This window comes from Paenibacillus sp. MB22_1 (genome assembly GCF_047200555.1).
GTDB classification, from domain to species: Bacteria; Bacillota; Bacilli; order Paenibacillales; family Paenibacillaceae; genus Fontibacillus; species Fontibacillus phoenicis.
Genome location: NZ_JBLADV010000002.1, coordinates 1691666 through 1716448 on the forward strand (window position 1 = coordinate 1691666; position 24783 = coordinate 1716448).

The window sequence follows — 24783 nt, forward strand, 5'->3', positions numbered from 1 at the left end:
AAGAAGAACATAGGCCGCAGATGATTTGTCTGGCGGCCCTTGTTCGTTAGATCCAACCAAGGGGGGACAAGGATGGAGAATCAGGGGAAATCCTATGGAAAAGGAGCTAGAGGGCACGCGTTTTCGCTCGGCCGGAAGCTGACGGCGGCTTTTATCACGGTATCGCTGCTGGTGGGGGTCATTGCTGGAGTGGCCTACGTGTTCTTGAACCGGATGGATCAGAACTATTCCGAGCTGCTTGAGCAAAATACGGCGGCACGGGATCAAGCGGCCAAGCTGGAGATGGAGACGCAGCGTCAGAACAGTCTCTTGTTTAGTTATATCGTGGAGCCTTCGTCCGAGAAGGAACAGCTATTGACGGGAGCCAATGATGAATTGAATAGGATCATCGGCCAAATCGTAAGCGCTTCCGAAGGTGAAGAGCAGGGGGCGGTTGCTTCCTCGTTATCGGAATCCAATGCGACGTTTGCTCGCTTGCTGACGAAGGTTCGCGATTACGTACAATCGGGAAAGCCGGATTTGGCGAAAGCGGAAGCGTTGATGTGGGCGATTCCGACATCGGATACGATGATTCAAGGGGCGAGTGAATTGCGGACGCTGCAGGAGAGCGCGCTTCAGGCGAAATTGGCCGAGTTCAAGAAAGAATCGGCGATCACTTTGTGGATTTTAGTGATATGCGGGACCATCGCGATCCTCTTCGCCGTCTTGACCGGTGTCCTGTTGTCCCGGCAAATCGTCAAACCGATGCGAGTGATGGTGAAGGGGGCCCGCGAGCTGGCAGACGGCGATTTAACCCTTGCAGAGATCGCTGTGAGAAACCGCGATGAGATTGGGGAATTGGCGGCTGCGTTTAACCATATGAGACGAAGCTGGCAGGAGATGATCCGCAATCTGGGGCGGCATGCCGGACGCGTTGCAACATCGGCGGATCAGCTGCGGCACCAGTCGGAGCAGTTCCGTGCCTCCTCCGGGGAAATTTCGGACATCATGGGCCAAATTTCGTCCGGAAGCGAGGAGCAGGTGCAAAGTGTCGAGCTGGGCGTGGCCCAAGTGACGATGATGGCTGCCGGAGCCCGGGAGATGGCAGGCCTCGCGGATGACGCCCGCCAGGAATCGGAGGCGGCGGTGCAAGAAACGCGGGCCGGCGAGGACATCGTCGCGTCAGCAGCGGCGCAGATGGCGTCGATCCAGCGGCAGATGGACGAGCTGCGCGCCTTCATCGAGCGGCTGGGCGTTCGCTCCGGCCAAATTGCGGAGGCTGCTGAGCTGATTGCCGGGATCGCCAAGCAGACGCAGATGCTGTCGCTGAACGCCTCCATCGAGGCGGCGCGGGCCGGGGAAGCCGGTAAAGGGTTCGCCGTGGTCGCCGGCGAGGTGCGCAAGCTGTCGGCGGAGACCGGGGCGGCGGCTGCAGGTGTAGCCGAGATGCTCGAAGGCGTGCGCAGCGAGATGGAGCTTGTGATTGAGGCGGGGCAAGCTGGTTCGCAGGAGGTCGCGGCCGGTATTGCCACAGTTCAGCAGGCCGGCGAGGTGTTCACGAGCATCCGTCAGGCGGTCGAGCAGGTGGCCGGCCGAATCAGCCGGGTGACCGGGCAGGCCGAGCAATTGTACTCCCAATCGGATGCTGTGGTTCAGGCGATCGCCACGATCGATCGGGTTGCGCAGCAGACCGCCAGCGGCTCCCGCGAGGTCTACGCGCACACCGAGGAGCAATACGCCGGCGTTGAAGAAATGATGGCTTCGATGGAGGGGCTCAGTCAGTTGTCTGAGGAATTGCAGGCGATGATCGGCAAGTTTAAAGTGTAAACGATAGCCAGGCCCCGATCGACAACAGCGCCGATACGATCAACATTGCAAACAGCGGACGCAGTGCTTTGGAGCGCAGCTCCCGCAGGTTGACGTTGAGCCCCAAGCCCACCATGGCCATCGTCATCAGAAAACTGGTCAAGGTGGACATGCCGTCGAGTACTGTAGAAGGTACCGGAATCCATGTTCCGAACGCATAGGTTCCGAGCATGCTGGCGGCGAGAAAGCCAAGCAGAAACCAAGGGAACGGGACAGTGGCCCGAGGACCGTCTGGGTATCCGGCCACCGCCCCTGGAGTCGCCTGGTTCCCTTCTGCCTTCCGCCCGGCTCGCTTCATGACGTACATCAGCAGGAAGCTGAGCGGAATCAGCAGGAACACGCGACCCAATTTGGCTAATAAAGCGACCGCCAGGGCATCCGGACCGGCTGGTTCGGCGGCGAGCGCCACATGGGCGATTTCGTGCAGGCTGACGCCGCTCCAAACCCCGTATTGAAGCGGGGACATTGGAAGCACCGGTCGAAGGAATGTATACGCCACAGAGAATAGCGTACCGATCAAAGCCACCATTCCTGCGCCGATGGCGGTATCGCCTTCTTTGGCTTTGAGGATCGGCGAGACGGCTGCGATCGCTGCTGCCCCGCACACCCCGGTGCCGATGCCCAGCAGCAGGGAAAGTGCGAAATCGGCCTTCAACCATTTGCCGATCAGCAGGGTGGCGAGAATGCTGAAAACGATCGTTGCCGCGTCCCGCGCGAGCAGCGGCAGGCCCTGTTGCAGCACGATATTTAAGTTCAGTTTCAGCCCGAACAGAACAATCGCCAGCCGCAGCAGCTTTTGCGAAGTGAACTGGATCCCTGGTCGTAAGGTTTCCGGGTATCCGACGAATTGCCGATATAGAACGGCCAAAAGGATGGAACAAGCAAGCTGGCCGACCCGGTCGAAGCCCGGCAAACGGGCGAGTCCGAAGCCGAGCAATGCGATTACGATGGTAAAGCCGATGCCTCCGAGCAGGAGATCGGCTTTTTTTGCCGGTTGCGGCATTGCCGAAACCGTTTCGGATTGAGTTAAGGGAGTCTCCATTTGTATCCACCTCCGTTGATTTGCCTTTTCAGCATAATTCGGCTTTAATAATAAGTAAAATAAATCATTAATATAATAATGATAAGTATATGATTATGTAATGAGGATAATGGAAGAGGAGGAGGGAGCCGGATGGACCCGGCGTTGGAGGTATTCATTGCCGTAGTGGAGAAGCAAAGTTTTACCCGGGCTGCCGAAGCGCTTCATATGACGCAGCCGGCAGTCAGCCAATATATCCGTTCTCTGGAGCAGGTGCTGGGGACGAAGTTGCTTGATCGCAGTAATAAATACGTGCGTCTGAACCCGGCAGGACAAATCGTATATCACCATGCCCGGGAAATATCCGGATTGTATACGCGAATGCAGTATCTCATTGACGATATGAAACATGCGGCGCGGGGGAATTTGACCATTGGTGCCAGCTACACGTATGGAGAGTACGTTCTGCCGCATCTCTTGGCAGAGATGATGGTCGAGTACCCCGCGATCAAACCGGCGATCACGATCGGAAATTCCAAGGAGATCGAGGAACTGGTGGGAAGCGGCCGGCTGGATGTGGGGATCATCGAAGGAGAGTTTCGGGATGAGCGCTTTCGGATCGAGCCGATCGCTGATGACGCAATGTATGTAGTCGTACCGACCGGACACCGTTATACGGAGCGGAAGGGCCTTCGTCTTGCCGATTTGCGTGAGGAGACCTGGATCGTCCGGGAAGTCGGCTCGGGAACGCGCGAAGCGGCGAATCAGTTGTTTGACCTTCATCATTTTCATCCGGAGCGTTTGATGGAATTTGGCAGTACGCAAATCATCAAGGAATCGGTAGAGGCGGGGCTAGGGATTAGCCTGCTGTCCCAAACGGCGGTGCGGAAGGAACTCGCACTCGGGACGTTGCGGCTCCTGGAGGTGGAGGGGATGCCGTATTTCCGCCAATTTTCGCTTATTTCACAGGCTTCGCCCTTTTACACAAAAGCAATGGATGTGTTCATGGAACTAGCGCGGGGGCACCACCCTTTTTAGACAATCTTCGTAATCAAATGTTATAATGGCACTTTAATTCAAGGAGATGATATAACGATGAACGATGGAGAAGGCTTCTTGGACTTCTTCACACAGCTTGGATGGGTGAATACGGGGATCACCATCGGAATTATTGCGCTATTCGCCCTGTTTAACAAAGGATTCGTAAAATTGACTTTTACCCTGCTGAACCGCAGAAGAACTGCGGCGTTCGGCGGGAGGGAAGTATGGAGACAAGTGCTGGAGCGGCCTTTTCGGTGGTTATTCATTCTGATTGGCCTTGAAATAGGGTTGAAATATTTGCTGCCGCGCAATGTGGAAATCGCCGTAGGCCTGGATCCCTTATTCCGCAGCGGCGTCATCGCCTTGATCGGATGGGGGATGTACATCCTATCCGCCCAATCCTCGGTGATGCTGGAGGGATTAAGCCGCAAAATCCGATTAGACGATGCAAGCATGCTTATTCCGTTCTTATCGAAGGTCCTCCGGATCGTTGTGGTTATCATAACTGTAGCCTTAATTGGGGCGGAATGGGGATTTAGCATCAATGGACTGGTGGCCGGCATGGGGTTAGGCAGCTTAGCCGTAGCTTTGGCTGCCAAAGATACGTTAGGGAACATCTTTGGCGGCATTGTGATTATTTTGGAAAAGCCTTTTTCCAAAGGAGATTGGATTCTGACGCCCACCGCTGAAGGCACGGTGGAGGATATTACTTTTCGCAGCACGAAGATCCGCACCTTCGCTGATGCGGTGATTACCGTTCCCAATGCTCAACTGGCAGATCAGCCAATCACGAACTGGAGCAAAATGGGTAAGCGAAGAGTGACTTTTACACTTCCTGTGGCGCTGGACTCTGATCGGGAGCGGATGATGGCAGCCATCCATCGAATCGAACAACTGCTACGCGACAACGAGCAAATCGACCCAGGCACCATTTTCGTGAAGTTTACGGATTTTAACGAGAGCAGCTTAGGCATTTTCATCTATTACTTCACGCGATCAACCGTTTGGGGAGAGTACTTGTCAGTGCGTCAGGAAATGAATCTGGCCTTTATGCAGGTGCTGGAGGAAGAGGGGATTAAGCTGGCTTATCCGGCACAACGTGTATTTTTCGAATCGGCGCCGGAAACGTCCGGTGAGGTGGACACCACCCGCTCGAGACAATATGAGGTCTGAATGCCAACCATCCCGCGGCGGGTTGCTCGCGGGATGGTTGGCGTTTTTAGCAAAGATCAAATTCAAAGCTTTATTAAAGAAAACGACATTAAGACGGCTGGCGATATCCAGAACGCGCTTAAGAAGCCGTCGCAGCGGCGCTAAAGCCGATTTACAAGGCGGTCAACGAACAGGCTGCCGCAGCCGCGATGGATGAGTTTGAAGCCGTATGGGGCAAGAAATTCCACACGTCGTAAGCTTTGTCGAATTGGTTATTAACCAGTTTAACAAGAGCGATATTAATCCTGTCGCTATAGTTCCAATCAAAAGTTGTTAACGTGCATTTGACTATGGTTAAATGGAACTATATATTGGACTATATAATGAACATCACACGATAGATTTAGAATCAAATGCCTATCTTAAAGATAGGAGGAGATACTTGGAGCGGAAAAACAATGTGCTTTATACTACGAATAAACCAGGTGATACTAAGATGAATCGAATTCGCAATATTTCTATCCGGACCCGGATCATGGTGCTTGTCTTCTTGGCCATGTTCGTCTCCAATACCGCTCTAATTGCAACCTTATCCTATAGCCAGAGTAATGATTTTTTTCAACTGATTACCCCCTCTTTGGGATTAAAGGCATTGATCATTTTTCTCATTTTCCAAGTGATATCTGCGTTTATCTCCGAAGCTTTTCTAGTTCGTCCGCTTAAAGAAGGCGCGAAGCTCGCTAATTCTATGGCCGATAACGATCTATCGACGCAAATACATACGTTTCAGCAAGGGGAAGCCGGGCAAATGATCTTCTCGCTTCAGAAGGCCAGAGATAACTTGAAGCATTTGATCGCATCCATCCAATCCTCCTCCGAACGAGTGACGCTGTCTTCGGAAGAGTTAAACCGCATCATTGAGCAGGCGAATGGGCAGATGCACGGAATCAACAAGGGTATCAAGGATTTGCTGAACGTATTTACTCAAAACGCGGAAAGCATGAAGCAAACGGCCATTGCCATTTCGGAGATTACGAACCATTCGCAGACGACAGCAGAACTTGCTAACCAAATTGCCGAGCGGGCCCAATTGGTGATGAATTCCGCAGAAGGCGGGAAGCGTTCGGTGGAATCGATCGTTGAGGCGATTAGTGAGCTGGCGGTGAATACGAAGCACGTCAACAGTGAGGTACTTGGGCTTGAGGAACAGAGTCAGAAAATTACCGAGGTTGTCAGCATTATTCAACAAATTTCCGAACAGACTCACCTGTTATCCCTTAACGCCGCGATTGAAGCGGCCCGGGCCGGGGAAGAGGGCAGAGGGTTCGCGGTGGTAGCCGGACAAATCCGGAAATTAGCCGAGGATACGAACCGCTCCCTGCAGGAAATCAGCAGCTTGGTTGAAGATATGACCGTTCGTACCGGCAGTGTGGTATCTGCGGTTGCCCAGACGGAAGAGAAGGTTCAGCAGGGCGTAACGCAATCGGAGAACGTGAAGATCAATATCGAGCAAATCATGGACAATATGGAGAACACCTTCGCCATGTTGAACGATATTTCCGATGGGGTTACCACCCAAGCCGCAGCGCTGGAGGAAATGACTGCAACGCTGGAGGATGTGAACACCACGATCGAGTCTGGCTTGCAAGTGTCCGGCGATATCCAAGATCAGCTTGGTACGCAGGAACGGATCTTCGGTGATATCGAGAAGACCTCCTGTAAGTTGGTCGAACTGTCCGAGAATATGAACGGATTGACGAACGTGTTTAAGCTATAATCCATCAATACGGCATTAGAAAGGGCGTCTGATTTTTACAGACGTCCTTTTTCTTCCTTCCTTCTGAACGAAAGGGATAATTCTGTAAGGAGGCTTTCAAGACCTATACCGCCCAATCCATCCAAATCATCGATTCCTGCTTCAAATGGCGCTATAATAAGCATGATCATACTGAAATTAGACAGACAGCGTGGGAGAGGAGCGGTGAGGAGCATGTATGGAAATGATGGGGTACTGGATAGGCGGACACTGAAGGCGGCCTTTGACCGGACGGTTTATCAAGTGGTGGGCCACGGAAAACGGAATGTAGAGGTGCTGAAGCAGGCTTTTGCCGAGATCAGCGGCGGGGTAGACAGCGACATGTACGGTACAGGACAAGCGCTGGAAGCCTTCGAAAGGAAAATGGCTGCGGTGCTCGGCAAGGAGTCGGCTGTATTTTTTCCGAGCGGCACGATGGCGCAGCAAATTGCTTTACGGATTTGGTGCGACCGCAAAGGATCGAAACGTGTGGCCTATCATCCTTTATGCCATTTGGAAATTCATGAGGAAGACGGATTAAAGGAACTGCACGGGCTGGAGCCGATTCTCCTGGCGGATAAGGATCGGCTGATTGAGATGGAGGACGTTCGGCAACTGCCGGAGGATGTCTCGTGCCTGCTGCTGGAGCTGCCGCAGCGCGAAATCGGCGGTCAGCTGCCGCCGTTCGCGGAGCTTGAAGCCATTTCCGCCTACTGCCAGGAGCGGGGCATTAAGCTACATCTGGACGGAGCCCGACTGTTCGAAGTGTTGCCTTACTACGAAAAAACCGCCGCAGAGGTTTGCGCCCTGTTCGACAGCGTCTATATCTCGTTCTACAAAGGCATCGGCGGAATCGCCGGAGCCATATTGGCAGGGGATCCGGAGCTGACGAAGGAATCTAAGGTGTGGAAAAGACGCCATGGCGGGGATCTCATCAGCTTGTATCCTTATTTTCTGAGTGCGGATTACTACTATGAGCAGCGCATAGGAAAGATGGGGATGTATTATCGGCAAGCGCAGGAGCTCTCCAGTCTGTTTAATCAATGTCATCGGATGAAGACCGTCCCGGCGATCCCGGTGTCGAACATGTTCCATGTTCATTCGGACGTTCCCAAGGATCGATTGGAGCCCGTGCTGATTGAGGTATATCGGGAAACCGGGGTTGGCTTAACCTCTTTCGTCAAGGAGAAGGCAGATGGGGGAAGTACCTTTGAAATCAGTATCGGAGATCGCTATAGCGAGGTGCCGGAAGATCGGCTGCAGCTGGCGTTCGAGCTGCTGGATAAGAAGTTGAGAGGACTCTCGTTTTAAACCTGTATCGGTTTGAGATCAGAACACCGTAGGAAGCGACTGGATGTCGTCCCTTACGGTGTTTTTTGCATGTATGCTTCGATAATTCAAGCCTGCCCTCAAAAATGAATGCAAGAGGATGATGTATGCGCTTCCTCGAACAAGGTCGATCCCATTTTCCGACCCATTCGCCTTTTCCTCATCTTTACACTTCTTGAGGCGGGGAGTATGATTCATCCGTAGCAATTTGATATGGCGAAAATACCTGATCGCTGAGTTCTTTCTTTATTTCAGAAAGAAACGGGGGAACCAATGAAACGCGTCCAAAAGGGCGGGTTTCCGGGGTGAATCGCTTGATTTGGCCAACTTGGCCAAACTGCGTAGGGCTGCTTTCGTGCCCGAATCCGTCAGCTAACTCCGTAAGCGTCCGAAAGAGGGAATTGTCGCAGTGATCTGCTTGAACTTTTTAAAGCGGCTGCGGGAAGGTCCAACTTTCCTGCGGCCTTTTTGTGTTGTTCGCTGCAGGAATGGGAAGCCTAAAGGACTACGAGCGGATCAGGATTGAAGGCTATTTTGAGAATGAAAAGAGGATTTCATCATGGTAAGCAAACTGAAGCGGGTACTGATCGGCAGACCGATGAAAAGTACCGAAATTGAAGGAGAAAAGCTAAGCAAACTTAAGGCATTGGCCGTATTGTCGTCGGACGCGTTGTCCTCCGTGGCATACGGTACGGAGCAGATTTTGATCGTCCTGATGGCGGCGGGATTTTCCGCGCTCTGGTATTCGATCCCGATCTCGTTTGCGGTACTTGGGCTTCTGTTGATTCTGATTCTGTCGTACCGCCAGACGATTTTCTCCTATCCGACCGGGGGCGGGGCCTATATCGTGGCGATGGATAACCTGGGGCGGTCAACCGGACTGCTGGCCGGCGGCTCGCTGCTTGTTGATTATATACTGACGGTAGCTGTAAGTTCGTCAGCCGGTACAGATGCCATAACATCCGCATTCCCTATGCTGCATGATCAGCGGGTGCTGATCGCCCTCCTGATGATTACTATACTGACCATCATGAACCTGCGTGGGGTCACGGAATCGGCTTCAATGCTGGCGGTTCCGGTATATCTATTTGTGGCCTCCATCTTCGTCCTGATTGTGTCGGGACTCTACAAGTATTGGACTGGCGGGATTCATGCCAGCGCACCGGAGTTCGGGACGGCCGTATCCAACGTCAGCTTGTTCCTGCTGCTCAAGGCGTTCAGTTCGGGGTGCTCGGCCTTAACGGGGGTTGAGGCGGTGTCCAACGCCATTCCGAACTTCAAGCCGCCGGCGGAGCGGAATGCCGCAACCACGCTGGTGATGATGGGTGTCATTCTCTGCACCATGTTTATCGGTATTAGTGCGCTGGCCTATTGGTACGGAATTGCTCCGGATCCGAAGGCCACCGTAATATCTCAAATCGCTGAATCGACCTTTGGGCGCGGGATCTTGTACTACTTGATCCAGGGCATTACAGCGTTAATCCTGTTTCTGGCAGCCAATACGGCTTATTCGGCCTTCCCGCTGCTGGCGTTTATGCTCGCCAAAGATAAATACATGCCGCATGCGTTTATGGTGCGCGGTGACCGGCTTGGCTTTTCAAACGGAATTATCTTCCTGGGCGTAGCCTCGGCGCTGCTGGTTCTTGGATTCCACGGCGACACGGAAAGCCTGATTCCGCTCTATGCGGTTGGGGTATTTATTCCGTTCACCTTGTCCCAGCTGGGGATGATGGTGCGCTGGATCAAGCGCAAGCCGCAAGGTTGGGTGTTCCGGCTTACGATTAACACGATTGGCATGCTGACGACGCTGGGCATTACGCTCATCTTCATCATCACGAAGTTTTCACATGTCTGGTTCGTATTCATCTTCTTGCCGCTCGTGATGTTTATTTTCTACCAGATCCATCGACATTATATCAATATCGCCGACCAGCTTCGGATTGACATCGATAAAGACAAACCTTGCATAAAGGGCAGCACGATCGTCGTGCCGGTGGCGGGCGTTACCCGTGTCGTGATGAACTCGTTAAGCTACGCCAAATCGCTGACGGATAACGTTGTTGCGGTGTATGTCGGATTTGATGATGAGGACATCGAACGGATGGAGAAGAAGTGGGAGGAATGGAATCCGGGGGTTCGGCTCATTACGCTGCGCTCCAGCTTCCGCAGCATTATCCGGCCGCTGATGAAGTTCATTGATACCGTGGAATGGAAAACGGCGGAGACCGATCACATTACCGTCCTGATTCCTCAGTTTATTCCTCGGCACTGGTGGCAGAATATTTTGCATAATCAGTCGAGCTTGTTGCTTAGAGCTTATTTGTTTAACAAGAAAGATATCGTCATTGCGACTGTACCTTATCATTTGCAAAAATAAGCAAATTCCCCCGAAGCCGTCGCAACGGCTCGGGGGACCTTAGTTTAATTATTGAATTTGATCCAGCAGCTGATAAGCTTCCTGTTTGGTTTTCACCTGCAGCAGCTGTTCGCGGAATGCGTCATCCATCAGCTTGCGGGACAGCATTTGCAGAATTTTTAAATGCTCATTGCCTTTGTTTTCGGCAGGGACAGCGATCATAAAGATCAACTTAGCGGGCGTTCCGTCCGCGCTGCTCCAATCCACGCCTTCCGGCTTGATCCCGAATACGACTCTTGGCTTCAGCACCGCCACCGACTTCCCGTGCGGTACGGCGACGTTCATGCCGATCCCGGTAGAGCTTTCTTGCTCGCGCTTCAGAATCGCCTGCTTGAACTCAGCAGAGGAGGTCAGCACACCTTCAGCGTTCAGCTTTGCAATCATTTCGTCGATGATCCCGTCCCGTGTTGACGCGGACAGGGAAGGCTCAATCAGATCCAAACTGATGATATCCGTCAGCTTGCGAACTGTGCTTTGAGCTTCGGCAGCCGGCACGCTTACCGGGCGGACGTTCTCCGCACGTGGCGTTTCCATGGCTGGAGCCGCCTCGTCCGCAGCGCTCGCTTCGGCGAGCTGAGGCTCGACCTGTTCTTTCTTCAGCAATTTGATCATTAAGGCCGTAACGATGGAACCCGCGATGACGGCCACGAAGAACATGAGGACATTGTCAACGGCGCCAAGTACGGCAACGATTGGACCGCCGTGAGCTACGCGGTCGCCGACGCCGCCCAGCATGGCGATGACGGAACCTGTCATCGAGCCGACCATGATGCTGGGAATAACGCGCAGTGGGTCTTGCGATGCGAACGGAATCGCACCTTCGGTGATCCCGAACAAGCCCATCGTAAAGGCGGCTTTGCCGGATTCCCGTTCGGCATTATGGAACTTGCGTTTGAACAAGAACGTTGCCAGGCCCAGACCGATCGGCGGAATACAGATCGCAACGGCGATCGGACCCATGATTTGATAGTTCCCCTCCGCGATCATCGCGGAGCCGAACATGAACGCTACCTTGTTAACCGGACCACCCATGTCGAAGGAGATCATGGCGCCCAGAATCAAGGCCAGCAGAATCGAGCTGGCTCCTTGCATGCTGGCAAGCCAGTTGGTCAGCCATTCAAACACTTGGGCGATCGGGCCGCCAAGCAGGTAAATGAAGGCGAGACCTACGATCAGCGAAGAGAGAACCGGGATGATGATGATTGGCATGATTGGATTGATCGCTTTCGGCACCTTCCACTTCTTGATCCAAAGTGCAACGTAACCCGCCAGGAAACCGGCGATGATCCCGCCGATGAAGCCGGCACCGGCTTCACTTCCGTAGAAGCTGCCATTGGCGGCGATGTAACCGCCGATGATCCCGGGAGCGAGACCCGGCCGGTCGGCGATACTGAACGCGATGAACCCGGCTAGCACCGGTACCATAAACGTAAAGGACGCAGATCCCAGCTTCTCGATGGTTTTCCAGAACGAGTCTTCTGGAATTTGCAGGCCGCCCGGAGTAGGTACGCCGCCGATCGAGAGAGCGATGGCGATCAAGAGACCGCCCACGACGATAAACGGAATCATATACGAGACACCGCTCATCAGGTGGCGATAAAAGGCGTTTTGCTGCTTGGCGCCAGTCTGTTTGGCCGGCGTACCTTCATTGTTATCCTGTCCTTGGTATACCGGCACTTCTCCGCGAATCATCTGTTGGATCAGCGCCTCGGGGTTCCGTATGCCTTCCTGCACACCAACAACGAGCAGCTTCTTGCCGACGAACCGGCGTTTGTCTACCGTTTTGTCGGCCGCGATGATGATGCCGTCCGCTTGGCGGATATCTTCCTCCGTGAATTCGTTTTCCACTCCGATCGAGCCTTGGGTCTCGACCTTCATGGCAATACCTAGCTTGTCGGCGGCTTTTTGCAGATTTTCCGCCGCCATGTACGTATGGGCAATCCCGTTGGGACATGAGGTAATCGCCAGTAGTTTCATGGATGTTTCCTCCTGTAATCAAAGATCGAAATCGTTTACATGACTCATCTTATCGCAAAAGGAACGGCGGAAAAGAACTTTATATTACCGGAAGTTGCGGAAAAACTGATTTTTTTCCCTATAAGCAATTGAGCAGCTCCTCGGGAGTCCGTGCCTGCACGAGCCGCTCAACGGTTGAAGGCTGTTCGCTTAGCAAGGACAGGCGCTGGAACAGTTTTTTCGTCATCTCTTGCTCCTGCGGGGCAAGCGCCAGCATAAATACGACGGACACCTTCTCTTCCTGCCATTCCAACGGCTCTTCCAGGGTGGCAACAGCGATCCGCGAGGTGCGAATCAGCTTCGGATCGCCATGGGGGATTGCGATGCCGCCGCCGATGGTCGTGGACGAGAGCCGTTCCCGCAGCAAAGCCTGATGCGCGTAATCCGGCTCAACGAACCCCTGCTTGGCGAGCTCGTTCCCTAACAGCTCGATCAGCTCGAATCGATGGCCGATGGTCAGGCGCGGGAAGATGAGCGAAGGCTGCGTGTACATGCCCAGAATCGAGCCAGCGTGTTCGGCGTGACCGGATTCTTGGTCCAGCTTGCCGATGAAGTCGGCGATCTTCTGCGTTTCGCCAGTCTCCAGCAGCGGGGATACCGTGATATAGGGGACGTTCACATTCTCCAAAGGAATTGTGGAGATGATAAAGTCAACCGAATGGTGAGCCAAATACCCGGGGAGATCGGCTTTCCGAACGGAATCCAATACATGCAGTTCGGGGAACTTCCGCTCCAGCTTGCTGCGCAAGATCTGCGACATGCCCACCCCCATATGGCAGACAGTCACGATTCGCTTCCTTACCTCAGCCGGCTGGCTCAGCCGTTCCACAGCGGCCTGAAAATGCAGCGTCAAATAAGCGACCTCCTCTTCAGGAATGGTGAAGGGGTACCCTTCACTTAACTCTCTCGTCGCATAAATCACCATATCAAACATGTAGGGATACATTCTCTTGATATCCTGCAGCATCGGGTTCGATACGGTGAGCCCGTAGCTTAACCGGTTCAACGTTGAATATAAATGAATGCGCAGCCCTTCCATCAAAGCCTCGTCTTGGCCAAAATCCACCCAGGTCAAAGCGGACATCTTCCGGACGAGCGTCTCTGCTAAACCGCGGGCCTCCGCCGTTTCCGCGGATGGATCTGCTCCGGGCTCCGCCGTTTCGATCCGCGCCCGGGATCGGATCTTCCCGCCCAGAATATGAGCGGTCAGATAAGCTACTTCATCCTCCGGGAAGCGCACGGCGAGAAGCGCTCCAGCTTCCGGATGAAGGCTCCCGTCCAGCGGAACTCCGGCTTCCCGCGGACAAAGACCTTCTCTTGCTCGGAGAAGGTAATCGGCTGTTTCAGTTTCGTTCGTCGAATCATCAGCAGCGTATGAATCAGCAGATTGTCGAACGCTTCATCCGTAAAAGCAAGCTGCGCATCAAGCTCGAGCTGCTTGAGCTCCCGAGTGACGATATCGAGCTCATGGGGAGCAAATCGATCCTTGATGAAGGCTTGGCCTGCTTCGCCGGTGAGTTGGGACAGCTTGGACAACGCCGCGCGCTTATCCCGTTCTTTCCCTTCGATCAAGACGCCGACCTTTTGCTTGGAAACGACGATCAGGTCCCATTTCGCGAGCCAATCCCGCAAAGCGTCCAAGTCTTTTTTGATCACGGTCTTACTGGTGTAGTGCTTGTCGGCCAGCTCTTGGATCGTTACCGGCTTCGTCTCCATCAAGAGCCGGTAGGCCACGGCGATCAGCCGTTCCTCCTCCGTTTCCTGTTCCTTTGGCTTGATGGACCGGGATCGGAGCAGTTCTGCGGTGATTTGGGCTTTGTCCGGCTCGGAAATGTCCAAGGCGACCCCGTATCCGGGCTTGCGGACCAGACGGGCATTTGACGATTGGGTTAAATACTGATCGATTTCATCCAGATCGTTACGTATAGTTTTCTCCGAACAGCCAAAGTGCAAGGCAATATCCCGGATCACCAAGTGGGGCCGGGCATCGGTAAGCAGCATATGTAAAATATCCTTCTGACGGTCGTTCATCGTTTCGCGTCACCCCCTTCATATAAATTATGGGATTAGCATTTCTGGAACAGGTAGATTCGATACGGCCGGGCACCAATCCAGACATCCGCACGTACACTAACCTAGATTCACCTGAATATTGACAAGGAGGGGAATAGGTTTGATCCTACTGCCGCCACAAGATAAGAGTCAACTTGCTCAAATGACGCTGCCTCCGCTTCAAAGGGAAATCGTGCAGGCTCAAGAACGAAGCCCGGTGCCCTATCGTTACGGTTCTTTAGATGAATTGCTGTTCGAACTGGCTCTCCGCAACTCGATCGTCGATTCGGCCTTGGCGCTGAATGGAAGCGGGGCCCAATTTGCCGTCTACCGTAAATCCCGATGCAATGAGCTGTATTGGAACCGCACGGAGGAGGGAGGGTTTCGGCTAAGAAACGGAGTAGCGCCAGCGGATGCCATTCTCGACATTTACCGGAACGGTCCGCTTTATGGCTTCGAATGCTCGATGGCGATGATGATCGTGATGTATAAGGCTGTACTGGATCAGATCGGCAGTCGGGCGTTTAATACGTATTTTACCAACCTGCTTCTTTACGATTGGCAGTATGACAGTGATCTGGGTTTTCGTCAAGGAAGTTTGCGTCTGGGGCCCTATCCCGGAGATATTCTCTATTTCAAAAATCCGGACCATAATCCCGAAACCCCGGAATGGCAAGGGGAGAACGTCATTATGCTGGGCGAAGACCGCTATTATGGCCATGGCATCGGCATCCATTCTTCCGCCGGAATCATCGACGCACTTAATCGGAGAAGAATACCCGGCAGCCGGCGATCGGCGTACTTGCTTGATTTGATCATTTATCCCAATTACGATCATATCCGATCCCTGCGGGGCGTGTATGCCCGGATCGGCAGCACCGTCTATCGCCGTCGCGGCTCCCACAACGAAGCGTATCACACCAATTCCAGCCAAGCCTAAGAACAACAAGGCCTCCCGCAAATTGCAGGAGGCCTTGTTGTTTTTTGCGTTTAAGTTTAGAAGAAAAACGGGAAGAAAAATCTTCTGAAGAAGAAAAACGGATACGGCTGGCGGATAAAGCGGCGGAAGCGGCGCGGATAGCCGTAACCGTAACCAAAGCCACCGTAGGGAGGGTAACCGCCATAAGGGGAACCGAACGCGCGATCATCCATATCTCCCACCGGAACGAGCAGGTACACGTGGTCGTCGTCCATTCCGTCGATGATCCCTTCATACATTCTGCCGTCGTTGCCTTCCATTTGCATGAGGTGGTGATGATATTTTTTACACATTTCCATCATTTGTTTCTTGTGATTGTATCCCATCGGTTCTTGGCTCGTCGGGCTTACTTGGCTTGGCGTACCGCCGTAAGGTGAATACATATTAGGCATTTCCATCCATTCCTCCTTTGTTCTTGCTGCAGTATATTCGCGGAGATGGGCATTTGTGCCGCAGGTTCGTGTCCTTCATTTTGCTAGTGATCTGCTTTGTACCGGAATGCGCGCGAATATGCTAAGATGGGGATGCATTGGACCATGGACTCATCAGCACTTAGAAATGTAAACGGATTCATAGCAACCAAAGGAGGCAAGGTTGGACGATGAAACTGATCGTAACAGGAGCGGGAAAGGGACTTGGCTTGGAGATCGTTGGGGAAGCGTTGCGGCGCGGCCATGAGGTGGCTGCCGGCATGCGCTCGCTGGAAACGAACGTAGATGCGTTGAAGGCGCGGCAGGAGGGAGTGCCAGGGAAGTTAACGCTGCTTGAGTTGGATGTGGACGAGGAAGATTCGATTGCCAAAGCCAAGGAAGCCATGGCTGTCAGATGGGGAAAGTTGGACGCGCTGATTAATAACGCAGGGATCTTGCTGGCCCGGGACCAGTCGATCGAGCGATTGGAATTCGCTGCGGTGGAGAATACGTTCCGCACCAATCTGTACGGCCCGATGAAGATGGTGAAGCATTTCCTGCCGCTGCTGAAAGAGAGTGACCGCCCGTTTATTCTAAACGTATCCTCGGAGGCTGGATGCTTTGCCGGCGCTTACGGCGGCGACTATCCGTATGCGTTGTCCAAGGCGGCGTTGAACTATTTTACCGCTCAGTTGCGCAAGGAGCTGGTGCCGCAAGGGTTCGGCGTGTACGCGATGCATCCAGGCTGGATACGCACTCCGATGGGCGGCAGTCAGGCGCCCGGCGATCCACTGGATTCGGCGAAGGCGATCCTCGACTTGGCGGAAGGCAAACTGAAGGCGGATACCGACGCCGTGATGATCGGTATCGATGGGAAAGCGATGCCGCAGTAATATGGACGAACCAAGGGGCTGCCCACGTCATCGCAAATGACGAGTGGGTCAGCCCCTTCATTTTTCTAATCTGTTTCAATCCGAATCGCTTGCTTCTGCGCCTCGATACACAAAGCCGCAGCTTTAAAGGCATGCTCTTGGGTCATGGCGTTTTCCGTTCCGTTGAGGATATCCAAAATAAAAGCGCCGAAATAAGGGTAACCCACTTTCCCGGAGCAGTCATAATGGAATTCGCCTTCATGATTCACTAAATAGAGATGATTGCCGGAGGCTTCCCGGGCGATGTCGATGTATTTGCGAATTTCGATGTAGCCGTCCGTCCCCAAGATGAGGGTCCGGCCGTCGCCCCATGTCCCCAAGCCGTCGGGAGTCAGCCAATCCACCCGGAAGTAGAAGGTCGCCCCGTTATCAGCGAGCAGCGTCGCATCGCCAAAATCCTCAAACCGAGGATATTCCTTGAACTTGTAATTGCCTACTTTGCTGTGGAGTACCTTCGCATCCTTTGCGCCTGCGTAATACAGAAATTGCTCGATCTGGTGCGACCCAATATCACATAAAATCCCACCGTAACAATCGGGGTCAAAGAACCATTCCGGCCTTGCCTGCGGATTGGCCCGATGCGGCCCAGTGCCAATGACCTGGACAACCCGACCAATGGCGCCTTCCTCGATCAGTTGGCCGGCAAATACTGCGCTCTCTACATGGAGGCGTTCCCCATAATAAATCCCCCATTTGAGCCCGGTCTCTTCCGTTTTTCGTCGCGCTTGTTCGACCTGCTCCAACGTCGTAAACGCTGGTTTATCCGCAAAGTAATGCTTGCCATGCTCCATCGCCCGGAGCCCGAGGGCGCATCGTTCTGAAGGAATGCAGGCCGCAGCGATCAGCCGGATCCCCGGATCTGCCCAAATCTCCTCCTCGGACGCCGCCGCCTTCGCTTGAGGAAACGTATCAATGAACCGCTTCACCTTCTCCGGGTCCGGGTCATACACCGCCGTGAGCTCCGCCCCGGACTCGATCAACCCGTTGCACATTCCGTAGATATGCCCATGATCCAATCCGATCGCCGCAAAGCGGAAATCGCCTGCGCCAACGACCGGATTGGGCTTTCCTTTCGGCGCATAGTTCATGCCATCTTGCTTCTTCGTCATGGCGACTGCCCCTTTCGTGAATTAGCTGTTGCCCCCTGAGGTGATCGTATTCTCGCTAAAATTCTCGATGCTGGTCTTCTTCTCGTAAAAATAAGTTGCGTTCTGCAAGATCCCTTGCCGTGTATAAAAGGGACTATCCGGACCCAGCGGCAGCTTCACTGCTTGGCCGGTACTCGCGGATTGATATATCGCTGTAATCAGCTCCAGCGTCCTGCGGCCTTGTATGCCGTCGACCAGTACGGGCGTCCCATGTTCAATCGCATTCAGCACATCTTGAATTTGGCCGCGGTGACCTTCATGCGTCAGCTTCGGTTGCTCGTCGTAAGCCTGCTGTATTTTCGCCTCCAGTTCTACATCCGGCTCAGGGAATCCATTGGGCTTCGATAGCGAAGCAGCTACTTTCCACGGTGCAGACACCCGCGCGTGCTTCCCCTGGAAAATCAACTGCTGCTCCTGCCCGTGATGCACGACGGAGCTGGTGAGCTGAGCCAGGGCCCCATTATCGTAGCGGGCGATGGCGATCGAGATGTCCTCCACCTCGGCGTTATCATGGGAGGTGTTGCTCATCACGGCAGTGATCTCCGCCGGCATACCGTTCATCCATTGAAAAATATCGATATGATGCACTGCATGATTCAGCGTGCAGCCGCCGCCTTCCTTCTCCCAGGTACCTCTCCACCACAGATCATAGTAACAGTGGCCTCTCCACCAATAAGAGTCGACTTGCGCGTGTACGATCGGCCCCATCAGCTTCGTGTCCAACACCTTTTTCAGCTTCATCATAGGGGTTGTGAATCGGTTCTGTGCGACGACGGATAATATCTTTCCGCTCTGTTCTGCGGCTTCGTTCATCCGATCACATTCCTCCAGTGAAGAAGCCATCGGCTTCTCCACAATCACATGCTTGCCCGCATTCAAAAAGGCGATCGCTGTCTCAGCGTGAGTATACGGCGGGGTGCATACGGAGATCAGGTCGATGTCGCTGCGCTGGAGCAATTCGGAATAGTTGGCATAGATGTCTACATCCAACTGAAATTCATTTGCCCTTTGCTGCGCCTTCTCTGGATAAATATCGCAGATCGCCACGATCCGGCACTGCTGCGGAAACTGTAAATACGCTTGAATATGGGCCGGGGATATCGCACCAGCCCCAATCACGGCTACATGAATCATTTGGGTTCCCTCCCTAGCATGGATGGGAATCGGGCCTTTCCGAGAACTCTCCGAAAGGCCCGATTCCGTATCTATTACTTCTTGTAGAACTCGTCGTAAGCCGCTTGTTTTCCTTCCATGACGGCTTTACCGCCCATGGCCATGTATTCCTCGACCTTCTGGTCATAGACCTTGTCGAATTGATCAGGTTTGGCCGTGACGATCTTCGCGAGCATTTCTTTTTCGAAATCCTCTAGAATTTTGGCATATTTAATCTCAGCATCCACCGCGATGTCTACACGAGGCAGGGTATATCCGTCATTCGTTCCGACTTGGATACTCTTGACGGTGAAATCTTTGAAGTCAGGATCGAAGGCGTTGGCGGCAATGTTCTTGTTAGGATCTTCGGTAGAAATGTATTTGCCGTTCAGGATGATGCAGTAATCGTAATAGTTGTACAGCAGGTTTTGAGCTTCCGGCGTATTCAACAGCAAAGGCAACCCGTCTTCGCTCATTTCGTACGAGACGCCTTCCTCCCCGTTTTGCAGCACGAGAATGTTGCTTGGGTCGGCCATCCAGTTCAAATATTTCACAGCCGCCTCTGCGTTTTTACTTGTCTTCGGAACCATGATGTACGCGCCAATCGGTTCATACACTGGCTTCGGATGCTTCCCGTCCGGAGTCGAGAACGGATCGATCGCCTCCAGTACCGCGTCCGGATTGTTCGCTTTCAAGTTGGCATAGTACCCGTTATAAACCGGCTCATTGGTGTTTGGCGTGCCGGCCCCGGCAATGCTGTTCACGACCTGTTGGGCAAAAGCTTGGCTGAAGTCGTCGCTAAGTGCGAAGTCCGGATCAATCAGTCCTTCACTGTACATCTGGTTGAGCAGCCGGTAACCGTCCTTGCTCCCCGGTTGCAGCCATCTCGGAACCGAGTACAGATCTCTATCCGTGATTTCATCCCATTTCCAGAAGGAGTTGACGAGAGGCATCATGTGGAACACGTCGATGTAGCTGTAAGGGATGACCTTGCCGCCCGTCTTGCCGGGATCCTTCTCTTTAAAGGCGCGCATGGCATTCACAAATTCCTCCGTCGTTTGCGGGAGCGGAAGGTTCAGTTGATCGAGCCAGTCCTTGCGAATGAACGTCGTGCTTTGAGCTTGAATCACGCGCAGTGCCGGGATGACGTATTGCTTCCCGTCAAATACGCCGTAGGGCAGGGAAGGCTCCAGCACCTTCTTCAAATTGGGGCCGTATTGATCGATGAGCGGTCCCAGGTCGGTTAAGCCTCCGCTTTTTACATAGTTTTGCACGGTAGGCTTGCTGTACGTGAACACAATGTCCGGAGCAGAGCCTGAGGCCATCAGGACGTTCAGCTTATCGACCTCTTCGGCGCGCGGCACCGTCACGAATTCAACGTCGATGTTGTTCGGGTCGCCAAAGCTTTTCTGGATATACTGGGTCATGAAGTTATCCGTAATTGGCGGTTCCCCAGCCGGCGTATTGTTCCGGTCAAACAGCTCCACCTTTAAGGTAATGCGTTCCCCCTTCGGTGCGGATTCCTTGGCATTGTTCGTAGCTGTGGTGTTCCCGCCGCTGTCCTTTCCGTTTCCGCTGGATGAGCTGTTGCTTCCTCCGCCGCCGCAGCCCGCCAAAGCGAAGCTTGCGGCCATGACCAGCGCCACTAAGGCGAACATCGAGGAGCGAAATGGTTTGCGCATGGTGTTGCCTCCCTTTTGATTTGGTTTAAATATAGTGACCTTCGGTATCGAGACCGAAGAGCAGCTATCAACATCGGGCTGCTTCCCGCCAGGCTAGGGCCTATCCTTTAATGGCCCCCTGCAGCATGCCGGAAATGAAATACTTTTGCAGCCAAGGGTATACGAGCAAAATTGGCACGGTAGCAAACATAATGCTGGCTGACTGAATGCCTTGGGGAATCGGCGTCGCGGCGTTAAAGCCTTCCTGCGCCGTGGCATCGTTCACCTGGCTGTTGATGACCATCTGATAAAGTTTGAGCTGGAGCGGGTACAAATTTTTATCGTTGATGTAAAACAAAGCGTCCTGAAACATGTTCCAACGGTCCACGGCCGAATAAAGCCCGATGGTCGCAAGGATCGGCAACTGAAGCGGCAGCACGACCTGGAGCAGAAAGCGGAAATGGCCGCAGCCATCCATCCAGGCTGAATCCTCCAGCTCATGAGGAACGCCGGAGAAGGAAGTTCTCATAATGATCAGCAGGAACGCATTAATCATCAGGGGCAAAATGAGCGACAGCGGCGAATTGAGCAGGCCCAGCTCTTTGATCAGCAAGTAATTGGGGATAATCCCCGGGTTAAAAAACATCGTGACGATGATGAGCCCAAACATCACGTTCCGGCCTCTGAAGTTTCTGCGGCTTAACGCATACGCGGCCATAATGGTCATCACCAAAGCGACCGCGGTATAGACGACGACCAGAATCACCGTCAGCAACAGGGACCGCATCATGGAGATGTCCCCGAATACGGCGGAATAGGAATGGAAGTTCCAGTCGACCGGCCACAGGAACACCTCCCCGGACATAATGGCCCGGTTGCCGCTGAAGGATAAGGCAAAGATATGGATCATCGGCACGACGCAAAACAAGGCAAATAAACCGATGACCACGATGACGATCGTATCGATCACTTTATCAACCGGATTCCGGATCACGTGAGCTCCCTCCTTAGCTAGAAGATGCCTTGCTGGTTTACTTTTCGGGATATGAGTTCGGCCGTGAGCAGCAGAATCAGCCCGATGACCGATTGGAACAATCCCACGGCGGTTGCCAGCGCGAATTGCGCTGATTGAATGCCCACCGTGTACACATAGGTGCTGATCACCTGAGCGACATCCATGACGTAGCCGTTCTGCAGGGCATAAGGCTGCTCGAAGCTGATATCCGCCATATGGCCGATTTGGATAATAAACAGCACCACGATCGTGGGCTTAATCCCGGGAAGCGTAATATGCCAGATTCGTCGCAGCCGACTGGCCCCATCTACTTCGGCGGCTTCATACAGCTCTTTATTGATGCTTGTAAGCGCTGCCAAATAAAGGATCGTTCCCCAGCCCGCATAGTGCCAAACCCCGGCTCCTGTGTAGGTCAGAATCCAAAGCACCGTGTCCTCGAGGAACGGAATCGGCCGGCCGCCGAGGCTCTTGATCAACTCGTTGACACTGCCCGTATTGGTCGCGAGTAATTGAAGCACCATCCCGCCGACAATGACCCAAGAGATGAAGTGGGGTAGATACAGCAAGGTTTGGCTTACGCGTTTGTACCAATGGACCCGCAGCTCGTTCAGCATAATCGCCAGGATGATCGGAACCGGGAACGTCAGCAGAGAGAAGACGTTTAACATCAAGGTGTTGCGCAGCGCCTTATAGAACTGCGGCATCCCAAAGATCTCGCGAAATACGTCCCATCCGACCCACTCGCTGGCCCAGATCCCCTGAAAAATGTTGTAGTCCTTGAAAGCAACTACGACGCCCGCCATTGGAATGTACTTAAATACGATAAAGAACGTCATCGGCAAGAGCATCAGCAGATACAATGGCCATTGCCGCTTGAAGGCCGCCATGCTGTTCCGTCGTTTAACGGGGAGCGGGGCACGGGCCTGCCTGACTTCCGTTTGCATCGGCATCCTCCTTTCGGGTGGTAAGTTCATGGCTTGGTTGCTGCTTACTATACAACAGGGGCGGATGGCAGGAAATTCTCCTTTTTTGGGGGCTTCTTCTCTTTTTCCTGCGGGGGTTTTCACCTTTTTTATATGACTATCCTTTGTTTATTCAGGGGGGGCGGAAGGAGGGTTAAGCGCCTAAAAAAATCATCCCAGAAAGGGATAACCCCTCTCTGGGATGATTGGATTTCTAAAGTGGCAGCAGCTTATGGTGTTCCGCCGTTTTGCATTTGATACGCTCGATGCTTCTCCTCGCGAACTTGCTGTCCGCCCATGGCGAGATACTCTGCGACCTCCTCGTCGTAAACGGTATCAAAGGCTTGCGGAGACGCCGTAATGACCTTTACGAAAATTTCGTCGTTCTTCTCATTTAAAGCAGCGGCATACCGAATTTCGGAAGGCAAAATCGCATGAATGCGCGGGGTTTCGATCCCGTCATTCATTCCGTACTCCACGCTCTTGCGCGTAAACTCTTCAAAGCGTTTGTTGGTCGCATTCGCTTTTAGATTCAAGCGTTCGTCCTGGCTGCTGACATATTTTCCATTTAAAATGATGCAGTAGTCAAAAAAATTAAATAACAATCGATTTACATCCTCGTTCTCCAGGGTTACCGGCACACCGTCCTCCATCCGGTAGGTCACGCCCTCCACGCCGTTCTGCAGCGTGATAATGTTCTCCGGCTGCGCCATCCAATTCAAATATTTAATCGCTGCTTCGGCGTTTTTGCTCGTTTTCGGAACCATGATGTACATGCCCGTGTTTTCCAGGATCGGCTTCCACTTCTTGCCGCTGGCGCTTGTGAAGGGATCGATTGGCGTTAGGATGGCATCGGGGTCGTTCTTTAACAGTTCAGCCAGATATCCCATATAAACCGGCTCATTCGTATTGGGGGATGCGGCTCCAACCCGGCCGTTCACCAGATCCTTCTGAAATTGCTGGGCGAATCGGTCCAAATGAAAATCGGGATCAATCAGCCCCTCGTGATACAGGCGGTTCAGGAACCGGAACGCCTCCTTGTTCCCGGGCATCGTCCAACCCGGCTCGGCGTATAAGTCCTCCTCGGTGATCTGGTCCCAATCCCAGAACGAGTATTGCAGCGGGGCGGTATGGTAATAATCGATTTGACCGTAAGGATAGATGACCTCTCCGGTCTTTTGCAACCGATTCTTTTTAAACATTTGGAGCGCCTGGTAAAACTCCTCCGTCGTCTCCGGCAGGGAGAGTCCGGCCTCCCGGAGCCAATCCTCCCGGATCAAGGTCGTCGTTCGGGCCGTCAACACCCGCCTTGCGGGAATTGCAAACTGTGTTCCTTGCCTCCGCCCATAACTCAACACCTCTTCCCCGAGGAGCTCCTTCAACCTTGAACCGTATTGGTCCAACAGAGGCGACAAATCGGTTAATTTCCCTTGGGTGTAGAAATTGTAGACGGTAGGCAGGTCATAGGTGAACACGATATCCGGCGCTTGATTTGCGGCAATTAACACCTGCAGCCTCCGGACTTCTTCCGCCCGGGGGACGGTGACAAATTCGATCTTGATCCGCTCCGGATTTCCGAAATGCTCCTGAATGTACTGCGTCATCGTATTATCGGTAATTGTGGGGGCGCCGATCGGTTTGTTGCTTCGCTCAAACAGCTCAATGCGAAGCGTTGTCCAGCCGTCATGATTGGCAGTGAATCCGTCCGAATCAAAATTTGGGAGAGGGCCGTCAGCCCAGCCCAACCGATCCGTATCCCCAAATCCGCTGCAGCCTGTCAGGACGCACAGAATAGCGATGACCGCCAACTTCGATAACCACGACCTCAAAAGGGGCATGCGAACTCTCCTTCCTCGT

General features: G+C 53.4%; 20 protein-coding genes and 1 riboswitch. Of the genes, 9 read left to right on the top strand and 11 right to left on the bottom strand.

Annotation, left to right across the window (positions count from 1 at the left end; translation table 11 throughout):
* Nucleotides 1–72 precede the first annotated feature (72 nt).
* A complete protein-coding gene (locus tag ACL02P_RS19700; protein ID WP_412837916.1) occupies nucleotides 73–1806 on the top strand; it encodes a methyl-accepting chemotaxis protein in 1734 nt (577 codons plus the stop codon).
* Here the strand turns inward: ACL02P_RS19700 and ACL02P_RS19705 are convergent.
* Nucleotides 1796–2887, bottom strand: coding sequence for a YeiH family protein (locus tag ACL02P_RS19705; protein ID WP_412837917.1), 1092 nt, complete (start codon nucleotides 2885–2887; stop codon nucleotides 1796–1798). The genes ACL02P_RS19700 and ACL02P_RS19705 overlap by 11 nt on opposite strands.
* A gap of 132 nt (nucleotides 2888–3019) precedes the next feature.
* Here ACL02P_RS19705 and ACL02P_RS19710 point away from each other — a divergent pair, with 132 nt between their 5' ends.
* The 6 genes from ACL02P_RS19710 (at nucleotide 3020) to ACL02P_RS19735 (ending at nucleotide 10560) form a co-directional block, all read left to right on the top strand.
* A complete protein-coding gene (locus ACL02P_RS19710; RefSeq protein WP_009223821.1) occupies nucleotides 3020–3904 on the top strand; it encodes a LysR family transcriptional regulator in 885 nt (294 codons plus the stop codon).
* A 57-nt stretch (nucleotides 3905–3961) separates the two neighbouring features.
* On the top strand, nucleotides 3962–5080 hold the full coding sequence (locus tag ACL02P_RS19715; RefSeq protein WP_009223822.1) for a mechanosensitive ion channel family protein: 1119 nt from the start codon (nucleotides 3962–3964) through the stop codon (nucleotides 5078–5080).
* Complete coding sequence (locus tag ACL02P_RS19720) at nucleotides 5081–5224, top strand: hypothetical protein (protein WP_157273325.1); 144 nt, start codon at nucleotides 5081–5083, stop codon at nucleotides 5222–5224.
* A gap of 331 nt (nucleotides 5225–5555) precedes the next feature.
* Nucleotides 5556–6836 (top strand): methyl-accepting chemotaxis protein, encoded by a 1281-nt coding sequence (locus tag ACL02P_RS19725; RefSeq protein WP_036644510.1) that lies wholly within the window; start codon nucleotides 5556–5558, stop codon nucleotides 6834–6836.
* Between the two features lie 213 nt (nucleotides 6837–7049).
* Nucleotides 7050–8165 carry a threonine aldolase family protein gene (locus ACL02P_RS19730; RefSeq protein WP_009223824.1) on the top strand — a complete coding sequence of 372 codons (1116 nt, stop codon included), beginning with the start codon at nucleotides 7050–7052 and terminating at the stop codon, nucleotides 8163–8165.
* Nucleotides 8166–8404: 239 nt separating this feature from the next.
* A riboswitch (cyclic di-AMP (ydaO/yuaA leader) is annotated at nucleotides 8405–8585 on the top strand.
* A 157-nt stretch (nucleotides 8586–8742) separates the two neighbouring features.
* Entirely contained in the window at nucleotides 8743–10560 is a 1818-nt protein-coding gene (locus ACL02P_RS19735) for an APC family permease (protein ID WP_412837918.1), read from the top strand.
* Nucleotides 10561–10608: 48 nt separating this feature from the next.
* Here the strand turns inward: ACL02P_RS19735 and ACL02P_RS19740 are convergent, their stop codons facing one another.
* From ACL02P_RS19740 to ACL02P_RS19750, 3 genes are all read right to left on the bottom strand, one after another.
* Nucleotides 10609–12576 carry a fructose-specific PTS transporter subunit EIIC gene (locus ACL02P_RS19740; RefSeq protein ID WP_009223826.1) on the bottom strand — a complete coding sequence of 656 codons (1968 nt, stop codon included), beginning with the start codon at nucleotides 12574–12576 and terminating at the stop codon, nucleotides 10609–10611.
* A 118-nt stretch (nucleotides 12577–12694) separates the two neighbouring features.
* On the bottom strand, nucleotides 12695–13855 hold the full coding sequence (locus ACL02P_RS19745; RefSeq protein WP_412837919.1) for a BglG family transcription antiterminator: 1161 nt from the start codon (nucleotides 13853–13855) through the stop codon (nucleotides 12695–12697).
* Nucleotides 13831–14646, bottom strand: a complete 816-nt coding sequence (locus ACL02P_RS19750; RefSeq protein ID WP_412837920.1) for a BglG family transcription antiterminator — start codon at nucleotides 14644–14646, stop codon at nucleotides 13831–13833. Before ACL02P_RS19750 ends, ACL02P_RS19745 begins: the two co-directional genes overlap by 25 nt.
* Nucleotides 14647–14788: 142 nt before the next feature.
* Here ACL02P_RS19750 and ACL02P_RS19755 point away from each other — a divergent pair, with 142 nt between their 5' ends.
* Nucleotides 14789–15607 carry a protein-glutamine gamma-glutamyltransferase gene (locus ACL02P_RS19755; protein ID WP_009223828.1) on the top strand — a complete coding sequence of 273 codons (819 nt, stop codon included), beginning with the start codon at nucleotides 14789–14791 and terminating at the stop codon, nucleotides 15605–15607.
* A gap of 56 nt (nucleotides 15608–15663) precedes the next feature.
* Here ACL02P_RS19755 and ACL02P_RS19760 read toward each other — a convergent pair whose 3' ends face one another.
* On the bottom strand, nucleotides 15664–16044 hold the full coding sequence (locus ACL02P_RS19760) for a hypothetical protein (protein ID WP_009223829.1): 381 nt from the start codon (nucleotides 16042–16044) through the stop codon (nucleotides 15664–15666).
* A 203-nt stretch (nucleotides 16045–16247) separates the two neighbouring features.
* Here ACL02P_RS19760 and ACL02P_RS19765 point away from each other — a divergent pair, with 203 nt between their 5' ends.
* On the top strand, nucleotides 16248–16949 hold the full coding sequence (locus ACL02P_RS19765; protein ID WP_326249469.1) for an SDR family NAD(P)-dependent oxidoreductase: 702 nt from the start codon (nucleotides 16248–16250) through the stop codon (nucleotides 16947–16949).
* Between the two features lie 65 nt (nucleotides 16950–17014).
* On the opposite strand, the gene ACL02P_RS19770 is transcribed toward ACL02P_RS19765, so the two are convergent.
* The 6 genes from ACL02P_RS19770 to ACL02P_RS19795 all read right to left on the bottom strand — a co-directional run bounded on the left by ACL02P_RS19770 (nucleotide 17015) and on the right by ACL02P_RS19795 (nucleotide 24764).
* Nucleotides 17015–18097 carry a Gfo/Idh/MocA family protein gene (locus tag ACL02P_RS19770; RefSeq protein WP_412837921.1) on the bottom strand — a complete coding sequence of 361 codons (1083 nt, stop codon included), beginning with the start codon at nucleotides 18095–18097 and terminating at the stop codon, nucleotides 17015–17017.
* A gap of 21 nt (nucleotides 18098–18118) precedes the next feature.
* Nucleotides 18119–19270 carry a Gfo/Idh/MocA family protein gene (locus ACL02P_RS19775; RefSeq protein ID WP_412837922.1) on the bottom strand — a complete coding sequence of 384 codons (1152 nt, stop codon included), beginning with the start codon at nucleotides 19268–19270 and terminating at the stop codon, nucleotides 18119–18121.
* A gap of 74 nt (nucleotides 19271–19344) precedes the next feature.
* Nucleotides 19345–20970 carry an extracellular solute-binding protein gene (locus ACL02P_RS19780; protein ID WP_412837923.1) on the bottom strand — a complete coding sequence of 542 codons (1626 nt, stop codon included), beginning with the start codon at nucleotides 20968–20970 and terminating at the stop codon, nucleotides 19345–19347.
* Nucleotides 20971–21070: 100 nt separating this feature from the next.
* The gene (locus ACL02P_RS19785; RefSeq protein WP_009223834.1) at nucleotides 21071–21943 is read right to left on the bottom strand and encodes a carbohydrate ABC transporter permease; all 873 of its coding nucleotides are present in this window, start codon (nucleotides 21941–21943) and stop codon (nucleotides 21071–21073) included.
* A 17-nt stretch (nucleotides 21944–21960) separates the two neighbouring features.
* Complete coding sequence (locus ACL02P_RS19790) at nucleotides 21961–22908, bottom strand: ABC transporter permease (RefSeq protein WP_009223835.1); 948 nt, start codon at nucleotides 22906–22908, stop codon at nucleotides 21961–21963.
* A 248-nt stretch (nucleotides 22909–23156) separates the two neighbouring features.
* Nucleotides 23157–24764: an extracellular solute-binding protein gene (locus ACL02P_RS19795; protein ID WP_412837924.1), complete on the bottom strand. Its 1608-nt coding sequence runs from the start codon at nucleotides 24762–24764 to the stop codon at nucleotides 23157–23159.
* Between the last annotated feature and the right edge of the window lie 19 nt (nucleotides 24765–24783).

Bases quoted from the DNA above. Each gene is read 5' to 3' on its own strand.
- ACL02P_RS19730 (WP_009223824.1), top strand. From the start codon at position 7,050: ATGTATGGAAATGATGGGGTACTGGATAGGCGGACACTGAAGGCGGCC.
- ACL02P_RS19720 (WP_157273325.1), top strand. From the start codon at position 5,081: ATGCCAACCATCCCGCGGCGGGTTGCTCGCGGGATGGTTGGCGTTTTT.
- ACL02P_RS19750 (WP_412837920.1), bottom strand. From the start codon at position 14,646: ATGAACGACCGTCAGAAGGATATTTTACATATGCTGCTTACCGATGCC.
- ACL02P_RS19795 (WP_412837924.1), bottom strand. From the start codon at position 24,764: ATGCCCCTTTTGAGGTCGTGGTTATCGAAGTTGGCGGTCATCGCTATT.
- ACL02P_RS19770 (WP_412837921.1), bottom strand. From the start codon at position 18,097: ATGACGAAGAAGCAAGATGGCATGAACTATGCGCCGAAAGGAAAGCCC.
- ACL02P_RS19775 (WP_412837922.1), bottom strand. From the start codon at position 19,270: ATGATTCATGTAGCCGTGATTGGGGCTGGTGCGATATCCCCGGCCCAT.
- ACL02P_RS19710 (WP_009223821.1), top strand. From the start codon at position 3,020: ATGGACCCGGCGTTGGAGGTATTCATTGCCGTAGTGGAGAAGCAAAGT.
- ACL02P_RS19725 (WP_036644510.1), top strand. From the start codon at position 5,556: ATGAATCGAATTCGCAATATTTCTATCCGGACCCGGATCATGGTGCTT.
- ACL02P_RS19700 (WP_412837916.1), top strand. From the start codon at position 73: ATGGAGAATCAGGGGAAATCCTATGGAAAAGGAGCTAGAGGGCACGCG.
- ACL02P_RS19715 (WP_009223822.1), top strand. From the start codon at position 3,962: ATGAACGATGGAGAAGGCTTCTTGGACTTCTTCACACAGCTTGGATGG.
- ACL02P_RS19705 (WP_412837917.1), bottom strand. From the start codon at position 2,887: ATGGAGACTCCCTTAACTCAATCCGAAACGGTTTCGGCAATGCCGCAA.
- ACL02P_RS19765 (WP_326249469.1), top strand. From the start codon at position 16,248: ATGAAACTGATCGTAACAGGAGCGGGAAAGGGACTTGGCTTGGAGATC.
- ACL02P_RS19740 (WP_009223826.1), bottom strand. From the start codon at position 12,576: ATGAAACTACTGGCGATTACCTCATGTCCCAACGGGATTGCCCATACG.
- ACL02P_RS19760 (WP_009223829.1), bottom strand. From the start codon at position 16,044: ATGGAAATGCCTAATATGTATTCACCTTACGGCGGTACGCCAAGCCAA.
- ACL02P_RS19790 (WP_009223835.1), bottom strand. From the start codon at position 22,908: ATGCAAACGGAAGTCAGGCAGGCCCGTGCCCCGCTCCCCGTTAAACGA.
- ACL02P_RS19780 (WP_412837923.1), bottom strand. From the start codon at position 20,970: ATGCGCAAACCATTTCGCTCCTCGATGTTCGCCTTAGTGGCGCTGGTC.
- ACL02P_RS19735 (WP_412837918.1), top strand. From the start codon at position 8,743: ATGGTAAGCAAACTGAAGCGGGTACTGATCGGCAGACCGATGAAAAGT.